Origin of the sequence: Meridianimarinicoccus sp. MJW13, assembly GCF_014901205.1 — a bacterium.
Classification (GTDB): domain Bacteria; phylum Pseudomonadota; class Alphaproteobacteria; order Rhodobacterales; family Rhodobacteraceae; genus Meridianimarinicoccus.
The window spans coordinates 72,160-87,932 of the sequence record NZ_JACNMU010000002.1; the positions used below are offsets into that span (position 1 = coordinate 72,160).

The 15,773-nt window shown below is 64.5% G+C and carries 14 protein-coding genes; 5 read left to right on the forward strand and 9 right to left on the reverse strand.

Going from position 1 to position 15,773, the window contains the following annotated elements; genetic code table 11:
- Positions 1-44 precede the first annotated feature (44 nt).
- Positions 45-1,628: a lysine--tRNA ligase gene (locus H8B03_RS03260; protein WP_193140283.1), complete on the reverse strand. Its 1,584-nt coding sequence runs from the start codon at positions 1,626-1,628 to the stop codon at positions 45-47.
- 172 nt (positions 1,629-1,800) lie between these two features.
- On the opposite strand from H8B03_RS03260, the gene H8B03_RS03265 reads away from it, so the two are divergent.
- Positions 1,801-2,223 (forward strand): tellurite resistance TerB family protein, encoded by a 423-nt coding sequence (locus tag H8B03_RS03265; protein WP_319022426.1) that lies wholly within the window; start codon positions 1,801-1,803, stop codon positions 2,221-2,223.
- 24 nt (positions 2,224-2,247) lie between these two features.
- Here the strand turns inward: H8B03_RS03265 and dacB are convergent, their stop codons facing one another.
- Together dacB and H8B03_RS03275 are read right to left on the reverse strand one after the other, a co-directional pair.
- Positions 2,248-3,744, reverse strand: coding sequence for a D-alanyl-D-alanine carboxypeptidase/D-alanyl-D-alanine-endopeptidase (gene dacB, locus H8B03_RS03270; protein WP_193140287.1), 1,497 nt, complete (start codon positions 3,742-3,744; stop codon positions 2,248-2,250).
- Complete coding sequence (locus H8B03_RS03275) at positions 3,741-4,343, reverse strand: nicotinate-nucleotide adenylyltransferase (protein WP_193140289.1); 603 nt, start codon at positions 4,341-4,343, stop codon at positions 3,741-3,743. The genes dacB and H8B03_RS03275 overlap by 4 nt, the downstream gene beginning before the upstream one ends.
- Positions 4,344-4,528: 185 nt before the next feature.
- Here H8B03_RS03275 and ggt point away from each other — a divergent pair, with 185 nt between their 5' ends.
- The gene (ggt, locus tag H8B03_RS03280) at positions 4,529-6,343 is read left to right on the forward strand and encodes a gamma-glutamyltransferase (protein ID WP_193140291.1); all 1,815 of its coding nucleotides are present in this window, start codon (positions 4,529-4,531) and stop codon (positions 6,341-6,343) included.
- Positions 6,344-6,656: 313 nt separating this feature from the next.
- Here the strand turns inward: ggt and mgrA are convergent, their stop codons facing one another.
- Positions 6,657-7,685, reverse strand: coding sequence for an L-glyceraldehyde 3-phosphate reductase (mgrA, locus tag H8B03_RS03285; protein WP_193140293.1), 1,029 nt, complete (start codon positions 7,683-7,685; stop codon positions 6,657-6,659).
- A gap of 73 nt (positions 7,686-7,758) precedes the next feature.
- Positions 7,759-8,418, reverse strand: coding sequence for a Crp/Fnr family transcriptional regulator (locus H8B03_RS03290; RefSeq protein ID WP_193140295.1), 660 nt, complete (start codon positions 8,416-8,418; stop codon positions 7,759-7,761).
- 345 nt (positions 8,419-8,763) lie between these two features.
- Between H8B03_RS03290 and ettA the strand changes: the two genes are divergently transcribed.
- Positions 8,764-10,419, forward strand: coding sequence for an energy-dependent translational throttle protein EttA (ettA, locus tag H8B03_RS03295; protein ID WP_193140297.1), 1,656 nt, complete (start codon positions 8,764-8,766; stop codon positions 10,417-10,419).
- 6 nt (positions 10,420-10,425) lie between these two features.
- On the opposite strand, the gene H8B03_RS03300 is transcribed toward ettA, so the two are convergent.
- Positions 10,426-10,950, reverse strand: a complete 525-nt coding sequence (locus tag H8B03_RS03300; protein ID WP_193140299.1) for a transposase — start codon at positions 10,948-10,950, stop codon at positions 10,426-10,428.
- 307 nt (positions 10,951-11,257) lie between these two features.
- Between H8B03_RS03300 and H8B03_RS03305 the strand changes: the two genes are divergently transcribed.
- Positions 11,258-11,464 (forward strand): cold-shock protein, encoded by a 207-nt coding sequence (locus tag H8B03_RS03305; RefSeq protein WP_193140301.1) that lies wholly within the window; start codon positions 11,258-11,260, stop codon positions 11,462-11,464.
- A 471-nt stretch (positions 11,465-11,935) separates the two neighbouring features.
- Here H8B03_RS03305 and H8B03_RS03310 read toward each other — a convergent pair whose 3' ends face one another.
- Positions 11,936-12,328 (reverse strand): acyl-CoA thioesterase, encoded by a 393-nt coding sequence (locus H8B03_RS03310; RefSeq protein ID WP_193140303.1) that lies wholly within the window; start codon positions 12,326-12,328, stop codon positions 11,936-11,938.
- 114 nt (positions 12,329-12,442) lie between these two features.
- On the opposite strand from H8B03_RS03310, the gene H8B03_RS03315 reads away from it, so the two are divergent.
- Positions 12,443-13,567 carry a hypothetical protein gene (locus H8B03_RS03315; protein WP_193140305.1) on the forward strand — a complete coding sequence of 375 codons (1,125 nt, stop codon included), beginning with the start codon at positions 12,443-12,445 and terminating at the stop codon, positions 13,565-13,567.
- A 50-nt stretch (positions 13,568-13,617) separates the two neighbouring features.
- On the opposite strand, the gene dgcA is transcribed toward H8B03_RS03315, so the two are convergent.
- Together dgcA and dgcN are read right to left on the reverse strand one after the other, a co-directional pair.
- The gene (dgcA, locus tag H8B03_RS03320) at positions 13,618-14,583 is read right to left on the reverse strand and encodes an N-acetyl-D-Glu racemase DgcA (RefSeq protein ID WP_193140307.1); all 966 of its coding nucleotides are present in this window, start codon (positions 14,581-14,583) and stop codon (positions 13,618-13,620) included.
- Positions 14,583-15,584, reverse strand: coding sequence for an N-acetyltransferase DgcN (dgcN, locus tag H8B03_RS03325; RefSeq protein WP_193140309.1), 1,002 nt, complete (start codon positions 15,582-15,584; stop codon positions 14,583-14,585). Before dgcN ends, dgcA begins: the two co-directional genes overlap by 1 nt.
- Positions 15,585-15,773: the final 189 nt, after the last annotated feature.

Genomic DNA, 15,773 nt, shown 5'->3' on the forward strand with positions numbered 1-15,773 from the left:
TCCCTCCGCGCCTTTCCCCAATGGTAAGGCACGGAGGGGATCAGTCAATCGGTGGCCAGCTCTCCGGCCAGCGCGCGGTCGATCAGGGCGACGGTTTCCGGCACTCCGTACAGCGCGATGAAGCCGCCAAAACGCGGGCCCTGGCTGGCCCCCAGAAGCACTTCGTAGATGGCCGAGAACCAGGCGCGCAGGGGATCGAACCCATGCGCCTTGCCGACGGCGAAGACCTCGGACTGCAGGGCTTCGGCCTCGACGTCGCCCTTCCAGTCGCGCAGGCGGTCGGCCAGATCCTGCAGCGCCGCGCGCTCCTGATCGGTAGGCGCGCGATAGGTTTTCGCGGGCTTCACGAAGTTCTCGTAGTAACGCACGGCAAAGCCGGCTGCCTCATCCAGCCCCGGATGGGTCTCGGGCGTGGCATCTGGTGCGTATTTGCCGATGAAGCCCCACAGGGTGTCCTTGTCATGGGCCGAGGCTGCCGAGGCGAGGTTCAGCAGCATCGAGAAGGTCACCACCATGTCCGACGCCGGCACATCATGGCCGTGGATGTGGTACACCGGGTTGTTCAGCTGCGCCTTCAGATCCTGGTCCGGATAGGCGCGCAACTGCTGGTGATACTCGTCCACGGCCTTGGGGATCACGTCGAAATACAGCCGCTTGGCGGTTTTCGGCTTGAGGTACATGAAGTACTGCAGGCTTTCGGGCGCGGCGTAGCTCAGCCAGTCTTCCATCGACAGGCCGTTGCCCTTGGATTTCGAGATCTTCTGCCCGTTCTCGTCGTTGAACAACTCGTAGGACAGCGTCACCGGCGGCGTCTTGCCAAGTGCCTTGCAGATCTTGGTGGACTGGGTGACGGAATCGATCAGATCCTTGCCCGACATTTCATAGTCGACGCCAAGGGCGGCCCACCGCAGCGCCCAGTCGGGCTTCCACTGCATTTTCACATGGCCGCCAGTGACCGGGATCTCGACCTTCTCGCCGTCGGGTTCCTGATAGACGATGGTGCCCTTGGCAACATTGCGTTCCAGCGTCGGCACCTGCAGGACGTGGCCGGTCTTGGGGCTGATCGGCAGAAAGCAGGAATAGGTCGCGCGGCGGTCGGGGCCGAGGGTCGGCAGCATGATGTCCTGAATCTTCTCGAAACGTTCCAGCGCGACCAGCAGCATCTCGTCGAGCTTGCCCGAGGTGTAGTACTCGGTCGCCGAGGCGAATTCATAGTCGAAGCCAAAGCTGTCGAGGAAGTCGCACAGGCGCGCGTTGTTGTGCTGGGCAAAGCCGTCATGGGTGCCGAACGGATCGCGCACGCGGGTCAACGGCAGGTTCAGATCCTCGGCCAGCAACTCCTGGTTCGGAACATTGCCCGGCACCTTGCGCAACCCGTCCATGTCGTCCGAGAAACAGATCAGCCGGGTCGGGATGTCGCTGATTTCCTGAAACGCGCGGCGCACCATGGTGGTGCGCGCCACTTCACCGAAGGTGCCGATATGCGGCAGGCCCGACGGGCCATAGCCGGTCTGGAACAGCACATAGCCTTTCTCGGGCGGCGCGTTTTCATAGCGCTTGAGAACACGGCGGGCTTCTTCGAAGGGCCAGGCCTTCGAGGCCAGGGCTTCGTCGCGGAGGGAGGTCATGTGCGGATATCCTGACAGATTTTTCGCAGGGCTTAGTGACAAGACCGCGTCAGGTCAACATATGCCGCACGGGGCACAGCGGGGGTTGCCGGGGATCAATGACGAAATACATGGCGTCATGGCGCCTGCCAAGGTAACACAAGCGCCAGAACCACGTACAAGGACATTCGCCGTGTCGCAATCCGAACCGTCTCTCACACCGCAAGACAGCCTCGTCGCCCTGATGATCGCCGTGTCGCTGTCGGATGCCAACATCCGCACCTCGGAACTGGTGAAGATCCAGTCGATGATCAATCACCTGCCGGTGTTCTCGGATTTCGGCGACGAACGGCTGCACAGCCTCGGCCAGCTGGTGTTCGAACTGTTCGAAGCCGAGGAGGGGCTGGATGCGCTGTTCGGCCTGATCCGCGAGGCCCTGCCCGAGCGGCTGAACGAAACCGCCTATGCGCTGGCCTGCGACGTGGCCGCAGCCGATGGGCACCTGAACGAGTCCGAACTTCGCCTGCTGGAAGAGATTCGGTATGAGCTGAACATCGACCGTCTGCACGCCGCCGCCATCGAACGCGGTGCCCGCGCCCGTCACATGGTGATCTGAGGTCCGCGCCCCGGACCCGATCCCCTAGGCCAGCGGCACCCCAGACCACAGACGCACAAGATTGTACTGCATCCGGCGGGAGCGCCGGGTCCAGCTTTGGCTGCCGGCGGGGTTTTCGCGATCGTCCGGTGCGATGGCCGCGCGCCGTGCCATGTCGGCGGTCAGGATGGCAAAGATCATCCCCGGCCCGGCCCGGGGCGCGATATGGCCCGCAAGCGCGCTGACGAAATTCAGGGTTCCGGTCTTGGCCGACAGGCTGAGCGGCGTGGCGGTGCCATCGTCCTGCCGCAACGCGATGTTCTTCAGGCTGGATTTCAGCGCGCCTTCGCGGCCCTGCAACAAGAGCGCGGAACACAGATCGCGGGTCGTGGTGCGCGAACCGTCGCCCAGACCGGAATGATCCACGAACTGGCTTTGGGTCATTCCCAGGTGGGCCTTGGCCCAATTGGTCATGGCGGCGCCGGAACTGGGCAGATCGGACAGTGGCGCGCCGTTCAGGTGGGCGCTGGCTTCCAGACCCAGAACCTCGGCAGTCAGGTTGGTGGAATACTTCAGCATGCCGCGCGCGATGTCGTACAGCGGCGCGCTGATCCGGCTGGCCAATGTCTGGCCTTCGGGCAGAAGCGTGATCCGCTTGGCGGCGGGCAGAACCAGCCCTTCGGCCCGCAGCAGGGTGCGAAACACATCCCCGGCATAAAGGCCGCTGTCGCGCACGGGCAGCCAACGGGCGCCGCCGGTGCCAAGGGCCGGGCGGGCCACTGACCAATGCTCGTAACCGGTGTCCGCATCGGTGCGATGGGCGTAGACCGGCAGGCTGCGCGCGGCCAGTTGCACGCGGGCATGACCGGTGCGCGGGCGCAGCGTGCCGACGCGGGCATCCATGGTCACCTGGTAATCCGCGCCTTGCTGGCGCCATTCGAAATGCACGCGGTTGTAGTTCAGGTTCAGCCCCGACACCGAGGGGTTATAGCCCAGGTGATCGGGCTGATCCGGGGCGATCTCGGGGATCAGGGGCAGGGCCGCGGACCAGATCAGCAAGCGGCCCTTGACCTCGTGAAGCCCGATGGCCTTGAGGTCGGCGGCCAATTGCGCCAGCCCCACGGTGTCGAGACCGGGGTCGCCGCCGCCGGCCAGAACCAGATCGCCGTGCAGCACCCCGTCGCGCATCGGGCCGGTGCCCAGCACACGGGTGGCAAAGCGATAGCCCGGTCCCAACGTGTCATAGGCATAGGCCGCCGTCACCGCCTTGGTGACGCTGGCCGGTGGCAGCAGCAGATCGGGCTGGATCACCACCAGCGGCTGGCCGGTCTGGGCATCGGCCATGACGCAGGCCACCTCGCCGCTCAGCCCGACATCGGCAATCAGGGCGCGGGTCAGGGCTGCAAGATCGCGCGGCGGTGGTGCCGAGGGGCGCGGCGTCGGGATCGGCGAGACCGGCACATTGGCCAGCGCGCCCTGCGCAGCCAGCCCGGCGATGCCGGTCAGCACGGCCCGGCGTTTCAGAAGGATGTTGCGGCTCATCTTACCCAGTCTCCCCGCGCGCGGATGTCGGTTGAGGACAAATCTATCTGCGGGCCGCGCAGATAGCACCATGCGGGGGGAATCGCCCCGCCCAGAAGCCGCGCCTCGGCGCGGCGCAAGCGGTCGTTCCGCATCAGCCGGGCCGCCCGCGAGGTGCGCGCCCACAGCGGATTGCCGGGTCGCGCAATCACTCCAACCGGCACCTGCGCGAAGATCGACGGCCAACGTTCCCAGCGATGGATCTGGGCCAGGTTGTCCGCGCCCATCAGCCATGTGAACCGCACGCCGGGATAAAGCCGGATCAGGGCTTCCAGCGTGGCGGCGGTGTGGCGGGTGCCCAGCTTCGCCTCGGCATCGGTGATGGTGACGCGTGGATGCTGCATCACCTCCCGCGCGGCCTTCAGGCGGCGGGCCAGCGGGGCGGGGCCTTCGGATTTCAACGGGTTGCCGGGCGAGACCAGCCACCAGACGCGATCCAGCCCGAAGCTGCGCAGCGCGGTCCGCGTCAGATGCGCATGGCCCTCGTGTGCCGGGTCGAAGGATCCGCCCAGAAGCCCGATCCTTTGCCCGGCCCTTGCCGCTGGAAAGCCTGCCTTCATGCCTGCGCCATGTCGCTGTTACCGTCTGGGGCCGCCCCGGCGTGCAGGGCCATGCCGAAGCTACATCATGCGCGGGCGCGAACTGCAAGCCGGGGCCGCTCTGTCGGGGCGGCGGAGATTCCATTGGACAGCCCCGATCCCCAAACGCCATGGTGAGGCCCAACGACCAACTGGGAGGATTGGACATGCGATATTTGAAATCTGTTTCCGTGCTGACACTGGCGGTGGTCCTGGCCACGCCGGCCCTGGCACAGCAGGCTGCCGATGCGATCACCACCGAAGGCACCAGCGAAGCCAAGGTCGCGGGCTGGGAAGCGGCGGGCCTGTCGCCTGCCGCGATGGAGGCCCTGCGCATCAAGGCCGAGGGCAGGCCCACGCAAGCCGCCGACTGGATGGTGGCCGCCGCCAACCCGCTGGCGGTGCAGGCCGGGGCCGCAGTGCTGGAAGAGGGCGGCACCGCTGCCGACGCCATGGTCGCGGTCCAGTCGGTACTGGGGCTGGTCGAGCCGCAAAGCTCGGGCCTTGGCGGCGGCGCGTTCCTGGTCTGGTACGACGCAGAGAGCGGCGAGGTGACGACGCTGGATGGCCGTGAAACCGCGCCTCTGGCCGCGACGCCGACCCTGTTTCAGACCATGGACGGCGAAACCATGGGCTTCTGGGATGCGGTCGTGGGCGGCCTGTCCGTCGGCACCCCCGGCACGCCCGCGCTGATGGCCGAGGCGCATCGCAAATGGGGCAGTGCCAACTGGGGCCGACTGTTCGACGATGCCATCGCGCTGGCCGAAGGCGGCTTCCCGGTGTCGCCCCGTCTGGCCACCCTGATCGTGGATGATGCCGAGAAACTGGGTCGGTTCCCGGCCACAGCCGAGTATTTCATGCCCGGTGGCACGCCGTTGGCGGAAGGCACCATCCTGAAGAACCCGGCCTATGCGGACACCCTGATGACCATCGCCGACAAGGGCGTCGGGGCTTTCTACACCGGCGAGATCGCCGAAGGCATCACCGCCGCCGTGCGCGGTGCCGAGGGCAATCCGGGGCTGCTGAGCATGGTCGATCTGGCGCTGTATCAGGTCAAGGAACGCCCGGCGGTCTGTGTCGACTATCGCGGCGCGGATGTTTGCGGCATGGGGCCGCCGTCATCGGGGGCACTGACCGTGGGCCAGATCCTCGGGATGCTGAACACCTACGACCTGGCCAGCCTGGGGTTCGAGGATCCGCAGGCCTGGCGTCTGATCGGTGATGCCTCGCGGCTCGCCTTCGCGGACCGGGGCCGCTATATGGCCGACAGCGACTATGTGCCGGTGCCGGTCGAAGGGCTGGTGGATCCGGCCTATCTGGCCGACCGTGCCGCCCTGCTGAACCGTGACACCGCGCTGGAAGAGGTCGCCCCCGGCACGCCGGAGTTCGACCATGCGCTGAACTGGGCCGACAACCAGGATATCTCGCTGCCCTCGACCTCGCATATCTCGATCGTCGACAGCTACGGCAACGCGCTGTCCATGACCACCACGATTGAAAACGGCTTCGGTTCGCGCGTGATGACGTCGGGCGGGTTCCTGCTGAACAACGAGCTGACCGACTTCAGCTTCTCCAGCCAGTCGGACGGTGTGGCCATCGCCAATGCGATTGCACCGGGCAAGCGGCCGCGCAGTTCGATGGCGCCGACGATTGTCCTGCAGGACGGGGAACCGATCCTTGTGGTCGGATCGCCGGGCGGATCGCGGATCATCGGCTATGTGGCACAGACCATCATCGCCATGGCCGACTGGGGGCTGGACCCGCAACAGGCGGTGTCCATGCCGCATCTGGTCAACCGGTTCGGCACCTATGATCTGGAAGCCGGCACCGAGGTCGCCAACAGCGCCGAGCCGCTGCAGGAACTGGGCTATGAGACCAATGTCCGTGACCTGACCTCGGGGCTGCATGCCATCGCAATCCGCGACGACGGGATCTGGGGCGGCGCCGATCCGCGCCGCGAAGGCATCGCCCTGGGCGAATAACCTGCCGCCGCATTAAGGACCCATCCCTCGCCGCTGTGGCGGCGGGGGATCCCGGCGCACAGGCGGCGGGCCGCGCCTCCGCGCTAACCACGACATCCCGAACATCTTTGGCAGGCCCGGCAGGGTCGTTACGCTGGCTTCATATGCAGGTCAAAAGCGTCCAAAGGGGGGAACGGCATGTCCCGATCACGCCGTCTTGTCGTCGCGATGGCATTTGGCGTGCTGTGCACCGCCGGCATGACCATCGCGGCGGTGCTGGCGCTCTAGCCGCATGACCGGCCACTTGCGCCAGCCGCCCGCTGTGCAATCGGCCTCAGCTTTCCGACGAACGTGCCCACAGGTTGATGTCTTCCTCGGACGACAGGTGGTCGATGGCCTTCAGTTCCTCTTGCGAGAAGTCGAGGTTGGCGACGGCGCCCACGCAATCCACCACCTGTTCGGGCCGCGATGCGCCGATCAGTGCCGTGGTGATCCCGCCGTTCCGCAGCACCCAGGCCAGCGCCATTTGCGCCAGCGTCTGACCGCGCGCCTCGGCCAGCTCGTTCAGCGCCCGCACCGAGGCCAGCGCGCTGTCGGTCAGCATCGTCGGGGCCAGTGATTTGCCCTGCGCCGCCCGGCTGCTTTCGGGCACTCCGTTGAGGTATTTCGACGTCAGGATGCCCTGCGCCAGCGGCGTGAAGGCGATGGAACCGACTCCCAGTTCTGCCAGTGTGTCCTTCAGCCCGTCGCGTTCGACCCAGCGGTTCAGCATGTTGTAGGACGGCTGGTGGATCAGGCAGGGGGTGCCCAGATCTTCCAGGATCGCCACGGCTTCGCGGGTGCGTTGCGCATTGTAGGAGGAGATCCCGACATAGAGCGCGCGGCCCGACCGCACGATGTAGTCCAGCGCGCCCATGGTTTCTTCCAGTGGCGTGTCCGGGTCGAAGCGATGTGAATAGAAGATGTCCACATAGTCCTGCCCCAGCCGTTTCAGCGACTGATCGCAGGAGGATATCATGGTCTTGCGGCTGCCGAATTGCCCGTAGGGACCGGGCCACATGGGGTAGCCGGCTTTCGAGCTGACGATCAGTTCATCCCGGTACCCGGCGAAATCGGTGCGCAGGATCTCTCCGAAGGCCTCTTCGGCACTGCCTGCCGGGGGGCCATAGTTGTTGGCCAGATCGAAATGGGTGATGCCATGGTCAAAGGCGGTCCGGCAGATGTCGCGCTTCAACTGGTGCGGCCGGTCGTGGCCGAAATTGTGCCACAGCCCCAGCGAGATCGCGGGCAGTTGCAACCCGGAGCGGCCACAGTGGCGATAGACCATCGAGTCGTACCGGGTGGCGGCGGGAAAATATGTCATCGGGTCACCTTGCTGTTGCCGCGGATGTTATCGCGAACAAGAGCCGCCCCGAGCGCCGAAGTCAAACCGGTTGCTAGAGGCCGCTTTCCAGCAGATGCACGTCCAGAACCTCGATCCGCTGGCGTCCGGTGGTCAGAACCCCGGCCTTGGACAGCCGGGACAGGGCGCGGCTGACGGCTTCGCGGTTGGCGCCAATGCAATTGGCAATGGTCAGATGACTGGGCGCGGGATCCAGCACCGCGCCGTTGTGCAGGCTTCCTTGCTGGATCAGACAGCGCACAAGGAAATGCCGCAGCCGGGTTTCCACGTCGTGAAAGGCAAACTCGAACAGCCGATCCGACAGGTCGCGCATCCGTCCGGCCAGCGCGATCGTCACATCGCGCATCGCCACCGGATGGGCGCGCAGCCAGCGGTCGAATTCCTCGGTCGGGATGCGGCCCAGATCGCAACTGGTCTCACACCGCACCGACCGCACGCGCGAACCGCCGTCAAGCACCGAAAGCTCGCCGAACACATCACCCTGTTCCAGCCGATCCAGGATGATCTCGCGGCCTTGCCGTGACGCGATATGGGCGGTGAGTTTCCCCTTGAACACGAAGTACAGGTAATCGGGGCGTTCGCCGCGGTGTGTCAACACGGTGCCGGCTTTGGCGGTGATCCGGGTCAGCCGTGCCACGAAGGCACGTGCGTCTTGGGGCGCCAGGTTTTTGAGCAACGAGAATTCGACAAACACTGTAAGGTCCTGAAACAATTAAGGGTTGTGACCTTTGTCACACTCAAGAATTCACCCCGCATATATCGCCTAGGCCAATCCGACGGACCAAGCTACTCCCTATAAATAGTGAGGTGCCGCAGGGCAGGGCGGGCGCCTGCAAGGGGTATCCGGATCTGACATGTCAGAATTCCCTTGCGATACAGGGTTTCCGGATTTGTGCCGCAACGGCAGGTGACGCAGCGGCGATGTTCCCGTCGGGAAAGGCGAAAACGGCCGACTGTGGCGATTTTTTCGGTTGGCCGTTGCATTGTCCAAGCCCTCGCCACTAAAACGGCGCGATCTTCAGCAAGTCAGGGCGGGGCAATGGCAGCTTATCAGTACGTGTACCACATGGACGGCGTTTCCAAGACCTATCCGGGTGGCAAGAAGTGTTTCGAGAACATTCGCCTGAGCTTTCTGCCCGGCGTCAAGATCGGCGTGGTCGGGGTCAATGGCTCGGGCAAGTCGACGCTGATGCGGATCATGGCCGGGCTCGACAAGGATTTCTCGGGTGAGGCCTGGGCCGCCGAAGGCGCCAAGGTCGGCTACCTGCCGCAGGAGCCGGAACTGGACCGAAGCCTGAACGTGCGCGAGAACGTCATGCTGGGCGTCGCCGAGAAGAAGGCGATCCTGGATCGCTACAACGATCTGGCGATGAACTATTCCGACGAAACCGCCGACGAAATGGCCAAGCTGCAGGACGAGATCGACGCCCAGAACCTGTGGGATCTGGACGCGCAGATCGACATCTCGATGGAGGCGCTGCGCTGCCCCCCGGACGAGGCCGATGTAACCACCCTGTCGGGCGGCGAAAAGCGTCGGGTTGCCCTGTGCAAGCTGCTGCTGGAAGCCCCCGACATGCTGCTGCTTGACGAGCCGACCAACCACCTGGACGCGGAAACCATCGCCTGGCTGCAACAGCACCTGATCGACTACAAGGGCACCATCCTGATCGTCACACACGACCGCTATTTCCTGGATGACATCACCGGCTGGATCCTGGAACTGGATCGCGGCCGCGGCATTCCCTACGAGGGCAATTATTCCGCCTGGCTGGAACAGAAGGCCAAGCGCCTGAGCCAGGAGGCGCGCGAAGACAAGTCGCGCCAGAAGACGCTGGAGCGCGAACTGGAATGGATGCGGCAGGGCACCAAGGCCCGGCAGGCCAAGCAGAAGGCGCGGATCAACGCCTATAACGATCTGGCCAGCCAGTCCGAACGCGAGAAGATCGGCCGCGCCCAGATCGTCATTCCCAACGGCCCGCGCCTTGGCGGCAAGGTGATCGAGGTCGAGAACCTGACCAAGGCCTATGGCGACAAGCTGTTGATCGAGGATCTGTCCTTTGCCCTGCCGCCGGGCGGCATCGTCGGGGTCATCGGTCCCAACGGCGCCGGCAAATCGACCCTGTTCAGGATGCTGACCGGCGAGGAACAGCCCGACAGCGGCACCATCAGCTATGGCGACACGGTGGACCTGTCCTATGTCGACCAGTCGCGCGACGATCTGGACGACAAGGCGACGGTCTGGCACGCGATTTCCGACGGGCTGGACGTGGTCAAGCTGGGCGATGCCGAAATGAACTCGCGCGCCTATTGCTCGGCCTTCAACTTCAAGGGCGGCGACCAGCAGAAAACCCTGAACCTGCTGTCGGGCGGGGAGCGCAACCGCGTCCACATGGCCCGTCTGCTGAAAGCGGGCGGCAACGTGCTGCTGCTGGACGAGCCGACCAACGACCTGGACGTGGAAACCCTGCGGGCGCTGGAAGACGCGCTGGTGGATTTCGCCGGCTGCGCCGTGGTGATCTCGCACGACCGTTTCTTCCTGGACCGCATCTGCACCCACATCCTGGCCTTCGAGGGCGAGGCGCATGTGGAGTGGTTCGAGGGCAACTTCGAGGACTACGAAGAAGACAAGAAACGCCGCCTGGGACCGGACGCGCTGGAGCCGAAGCGGGTGAAATACAAGAAGTTCACGCGGTGACCGCGATCATGCGGAGCGGGCCCCTTTTCTGCCCGCTCCCCGCGTCAACGACGAAAACGGCCAGTCTTCCGGCAAAGTGACCAGCCCATGTTTTACCGGGTTGTACCAGCAATAGCTCATATGGCTGGAATAGTCGGCTTCGTTGCGAATGTGATGCTCCCAGAACCTCGGCTGCCAAAGCCCGACCTCTCCTTTTCGGCGTAGGGCGGGGTTCACCCCGCCGTTTTGCCATCCAACCGGGAGCGGCGGGGTAAACCCCGCCCTACGCATGCTCATGGAAAACCGCGCCTTGATCGCGCCCCACCGCGTCGAGAAATCGGCGTCGCCATCTGGGAGTGTCCAGATCGCGTGCAAGTGATCCGGTAGCACGACCCAGGCATCGCTGCGGAACGGACGCTCTCTTCGGGTGGTCTGAACCGCGCGTCGCAAGTGGTCGATGTGCAGGATCAACAGGTCGCTCCCGCGATTTGCGAGATTGACGGTAAAGAAAATCGTTGCACCGGGCGCATTTGGGCGAAGGTATCGCGGCATGTTCAAAGTCTGCGCGGCTCTGCCTTACTTAAGTGTGAAGGATCCATCGGCTGAAGGCGCAGCAGCCCGGCGGTGGCAGCGCCCGCGACTGTTGCTCTGGATGTAGTGACATATTCAACCGGGCAGACCGCGACCCACGCGCGCCCGAATCCCTTGATTTTTGTGCGGCAACCTGTCATACGGTTCGCGCTACGCTATCCAATCTCGACCCCTGTCTTCCTACACGGCTGATCAGTTCTTCGATTCGGACAGACCACGCCAAGCCATCGCACGACGCGGATGGCATCTAAGTTAGGAGACCACGGATATGGCCAATGGCACCGTGAAATGGTTCAACACCACCAAAGGTTACGGCTTCATCGCACCCGAGAGCGGCGGACGTGACGTGTTCGTTCACATCTCTGCAGTCGAGCGTTCGGGTCTGACCGGCCTCGCCGACAACCAGAAAGTGACCTTCGACCTGGAATCGGGTCGTGATGGCCGCGAAAGCGCCGTCAACCTCGCACTGGCCTAAGGCCTGCGCAGGCGGGGATTTCCCTGCCAACAGTTGAACAGACAAGGGGTCGGCGACGGAAACGTTGCCGATCTTTTTTTGTGCCCGCGACGGGCAATCTGGGGCGGCGTGGACACCTCTGGCCCGATGGCAAAACAGCCCGATTGCCCGACCGGATCCCCACCGTGACGCCACCCCCGCGATCACGTTTAGGTAATAGACTGTTAAAACACGTGAATCCGATTGTTAGGGAGTCTGTGGCAAAGTTGTCCACAGGCACCGGCGCTTTCCGACCCAATGTGCAAACTGCCCCGGCACATGGTGTGCCTTTCTGACGGGTCCGGCCGGTGCTCTGTGAAAGGAGCAACTGATGACCAGTGCGACCCCCGATCCCAAGCCTCAGCCCACCCCTGCGCATCCCCCCTCCGAGCGGCCCGAAAGTCCGGTCACCTTCAAGGACTGGGCCGATATCTGACGCGCACGCCGTGCGGTTCAGTCTTCCGGCGGCACTTCGCGCGGGCGTTTCTCGTCGTTGATCGCGACGAAGGTAAAGGTGGCTTCCGTGACCTTCTCGCGCGCGCCGTGACGGCCGCGCAGCACCCAGGCTTCCAGCCCGATGGCCAGCGAGGTTCGGCCAACCCGCGTGATCTCGGCGTAGATGCACAGCACGTCGCCGACGCCGACCGGGCGGATGAACTTCATCGCGTCGATGGCCACCGTGGCGACCCGCCCCTTGGCGCGTTGTCCGGCAACGATGCCGGCCGCGATGTCCATCTGGCTGAGAACCCAGCCGCCGAAGATGTCACCGTTCACGTTTACATCCGCCGGCATCGCCAGCGTCCGCAGGGTCAGGGCTCCGCTGGGGCCATCCTGTTCGGTGCTCATGTCATCTCCTCCGTTTCGGATCGCGCCCCCGGTATGGGTTGCCAAGTGACGGGCAAACTGCAGACTATGACGCAGATGGTATCGCCACTGTGAAGCAGTTTCGGGGCAAGTTGAATGCGCAAATCACCCGCCGGACCGCAAGACAGCAAGACCCCCGTGCCGCATGCCACGACCACCGGCATGACCGGGCAGGGGTTTTACGATGCAAACTCGGCGCCCCAGTGGCGGGCGATCGAAGCGGTCCTGCCATGGATCGATGAGGCTGTGGTAGACATGCCGGTGCCGTCCGGGGTCACGACGCTTGCCGATTTCGGCTGTTCCGAAGGGCGCAATTCCATTGCCGTGATGCAACGGGCGGTGTCGGCCTGCCGCGCCAGGACAGGCGGGCCGATCCAGACCCTGCATTCCGACCTGCCCACGAATGATTTCTCAAAGCTTTTCCTGGGGTTGCGCCCCGATGGCCGGTCGGTATTCGGCGACGATGCGGTGTTTTCCGCAGCGGTCGGCGGGTCGATGTTCGATCAGCTTCTGCCGCCGCAGTCGGTCGGTCTGGCGACCACTTTCAATGCCATCGGGTTTCTTTCCGCAAAGCCCGTTTCGGCCCTGCTGGGATATCTCTTGCCGAATGGGCCAAGCCGGCAAAGCGGCAATGGGTATGTCACAGAGGCGGACCAGGAGGTTTTCGCCCGCCAAGCCAAGGACGATGTCGCGGCGTTTCTGAAGGCCCGCGCGGCGGAACTTGTGCCAGGTGGCAAGCTTCTGGTGCAGGTCTTCGGCTGTACCGACGACGCCCGGACCTGCGACGGGATCTACGATGTCCTGAACGACGCGGTGCTGGATCATGTGGCCAGTGGCGCGATCACGCAACAGACCTATGAGGCCTACTATCAGCCGGTCTATTTCCGGCAGTTGCAGGAGCTGCTCGCGCCGGTGCAGGACAAGGCCTTTGGTGTTTCGGATCTGTACAGGCTGGACCGCGCGGAAGCCTATGAAGTGTCAGTGCCGTTCAACGATGCCTTCGCGCAGACCGGGGATCTTGAGGTCTATGCACGCGACTATGTTAATTTCTTCCGGGCCTTTACCGAGGCAGTTCTGGTGCAAGCCTTGCCACCGACCGACGGGCGCGCCGCCCTGGTTGACCGGATCTACGACAGGGCGCGGGAACGGCTGGTTGCCAACAAGGATCAGTATCCCTTCCGCTATGCCGCGATAGCGATGCTTTTGACCCGGACAGCGTGACGGCGGCGGCAGGCACAGCGGCCACCGTCTGGAATGGCATTGCCTTGCCCCTAGCCCCAAAGCGCGGGATCGGGGGGATGCACGCCGCGTTCGTCGTAGGCCAGCGGATACATCCGATCCTCGCCCAGCAGCAGCGGCCCGTCCAGATCGGTGATCAGCGCGCCTTGTGCCACCAGCGTGGCGGGGGCCATCGCCAGTGAAGAACCGACCATGCAGCCGACCATGACGCGGTAGCCCTCGGCTTGTGCCGCATCGCGCAGGGCCAGCGCCTCGGTCAGCCCGCCGGTCTTGTCCAGCTTGATGTTCACCACGTCGTATTTGCCCTTCAGTCCGGGCAATGACGCGCGGTCATGGCAGCTTTCGTCGGCGCAGACCGGCACGGGCCGATCCATCCCCAGAAGGGCGTCATCCGCCCCGGCGGGCAGGGGCTGTTCCACCAGATCGACCCCCAGCCGCACCAGATGCGGGGCCAGATCGGCGTAAACCTCGGCGGACCAGCCTTCATTGGCATCGACGATGATCCGCGACTTCGGCGCGCCCGCGCGCACCGCTTCAAGGCGGGGCATGTCGTCGGGCGTGCCCAGCTTGATTTTCAGCAGCGGGCGATGCTTGTGCCGCGCGGCCGAGGCTTTCATCTCGGCCGGGGTGTCCAGCGACAGGGTGAAGGCGGTGATCTCGGGCCCCGGTTCCGGCAGGCCCGCCAGTTGCCAGACCCGCTGGCCGCTGCGCTTGGCTTCCAGATCCCACAGGGCGCAATCCACGGCATTGCGTGCTGCTCCCGCGGGCAGCAGGGATTGCAGCTCGGCGCGGGTAAACGCTGCTGGCAACCCCTTGATCTGCGCCTTCACCGAGCCCCGGCTTTCACCGTAGCGGGCATAGGGCACGCATTCCCCGTGCCCCGCGTGGTCGCCGTCGCGCAGGGTGACGGTGATGACCTCGGCCTCGGTCCGCGAGCCGCGCGAGATGGTGAAGACCTCGGCCAGTTGAAACGTGTCGTAGTGAACCGAGATGTCCATCAGATCCCTTCCAGGGCGTCGACCAATCGTGCCGCACCTTGCCGGAACGGGTCCACCGTGGGCAAGCCCATCCGCGCCTCGACCTCGGCCATATGCGCCAGTGCGTCGGCTTCGGACAGATGCTGCGTGTTGATCGAGATGCCGACCACCTTGCAGGCCGGGTTCGCCACACGCGCCAGCGCCAGCGCGGTGTCGCGCAGGGTTTCCAGCGACGGCGCGGTATAGTCGGGCAGGCCGCGCATGTGGGGCCGGGTGGGCTCGTCGCACAGGATCAGCGCGTCGGGTTGGCCGCCGTGGATCAGCGCCATGGTCACCCCGGAATAGGAGACGTGGAACAGGCTGCCCTGTCCTTCGATCAGATCCCAGTGGTCGGGATCGTTGTCAGGCGTCAGGTGCTCGATGGATCCTGCCATGAAGTCGGCCACCACCGCATCCAGCGGAACGCCGCCGCCGGTGATCAGGATGCCGGTCTGGCCGGTGGCGCGGAAACTGGCGTTCATGTTGCGCTGGCGCATGTCGGCTTCCATCGCCAAAGCCGTGTACATCTTGCCGACCGAGCAATCGGTGCCGACAGCCAGACAGCGCTTGCCGCTGCGCTTGACGCCGTTGGCAATGGGATAGTCGATCCCGGGCACCCGCACGTCATGCAGGGCGGTGCCGTGGGTCTGGGCGGCGCGCACCAGATCGGGATAATTGTTCAGCAGGGTGTGCAGCCCGCTGGCCAGATCGAAGCCGGCCGCGATGGCCTCCAGCAGGAAGGTCCGCCAGCTTTCACCGATGATGCCGCCACGGTTGGCGACGCCGATGACCACGGTTTCAACCCCCTTGGCGCGGGCTTCTTCAAGGGTCAGGTCGGGCAGGCCCAGATCAGCCTTGCAGCCCGGCAGGCGGTACTGGCCGATGGCGAACTCGGGACGCCAGTCCTTGATGCCCTGCGCAACCTTCGCGGCCAGACCGTCGGGCGCGTCGCCCAGAAACAGCAGATACGGCGTCTTGATCATTGTGTGCTCCCATTCAGCAATTGGTTCTGCCTAGCCGATGCGGGCGCGGTGTTTTTCCGATTTTTGCAGGGGCAGCAGAGATTGAGTTCGGAAAATATCCGCAAATACTGGAAATAATCGGTAATTATCCCGATGATTAGAAAATGTGCGGTTTGAAATCCGAAAGAACCGGGTAAGAGATTCGCAAAA

What these genes read in the sequence shown, in the direction of transcription:
- dgcA (WP_193140307.1), bottom strand. Translation starts at nt 14,583, where the DNA reads ATGGACATCTCGGTTCACTACGACACGTTTCAACTGGCCGAGGTCTTC.
- ggt (WP_193140291.1), top strand. Translation starts at nt 4,529, where the DNA reads ATGCGATATTTGAAATCTGTTTCCGTGCTGACACTGGCGGTGGTCCTG.
- H8B03_RS03310 (WP_193140303.1), bottom strand. Translation starts at nt 12,328, where the DNA reads ATGAGCACCGAACAGGATGGCCCCAGCGGAGCCCTGACCCTGCGGACG.
- mgrA (WP_193140293.1), bottom strand. Translation starts at nt 7,685, where the DNA reads ATGACATATTTTCCCGCCGCCACCCGGTACGACTCGATGGTCTATCGC.
- H8B03_RS03305 (WP_193140301.1), top strand. Translation starts at nt 11,258, where the DNA reads ATGGCCAATGGCACCGTGAAATGGTTCAACACCACCAAAGGTTACGGC.
- dgcN (WP_193140309.1), bottom strand. Translation starts at nt 15,584, where the DNA reads ATGATCAAGACGCCGTATCTGCTGTTTCTGGGCGACGCGCCCGACGGT.
- H8B03_RS03300 (WP_193140299.1), bottom strand. Translation starts at nt 10,950, where the DNA reads ATGCCGCGATACCTTCGCCCAAATGCGCCCGGTGCAACGATTTTCTTT.
- dacB (WP_193140287.1), bottom strand. Translation starts at nt 3,744, where the DNA reads ATGAGCCGCAACATCCTTCTGAAACGCCGGGCCGTGCTGACCGGCATC.
- ettA (WP_193140297.1), top strand. Translation starts at nt 8,764, where the DNA reads ATGGCAGCTTATCAGTACGTGTACCACATGGACGGCGTTTCCAAGACC.
- H8B03_RS03275 (WP_193140289.1), bottom strand. Translation starts at nt 4,343, where the DNA reads ATGAAGGCAGGCTTTCCAGCGGCAAGGGCCGGGCAAAGGATCGGGCTT.
- H8B03_RS03315 (WP_193140305.1), top strand. Translation starts at nt 12,443, where the DNA reads ATGCGCAAATCACCCGCCGGACCGCAAGACAGCAAGACCCCCGTGCCG.
- H8B03_RS03260 (WP_193140283.1), bottom strand. Translation starts at nt 1,628, where the DNA reads ATGACCTCCCTCCGCGACGAAGCCCTGGCCTCGAAGGCCTGGCCCTTC.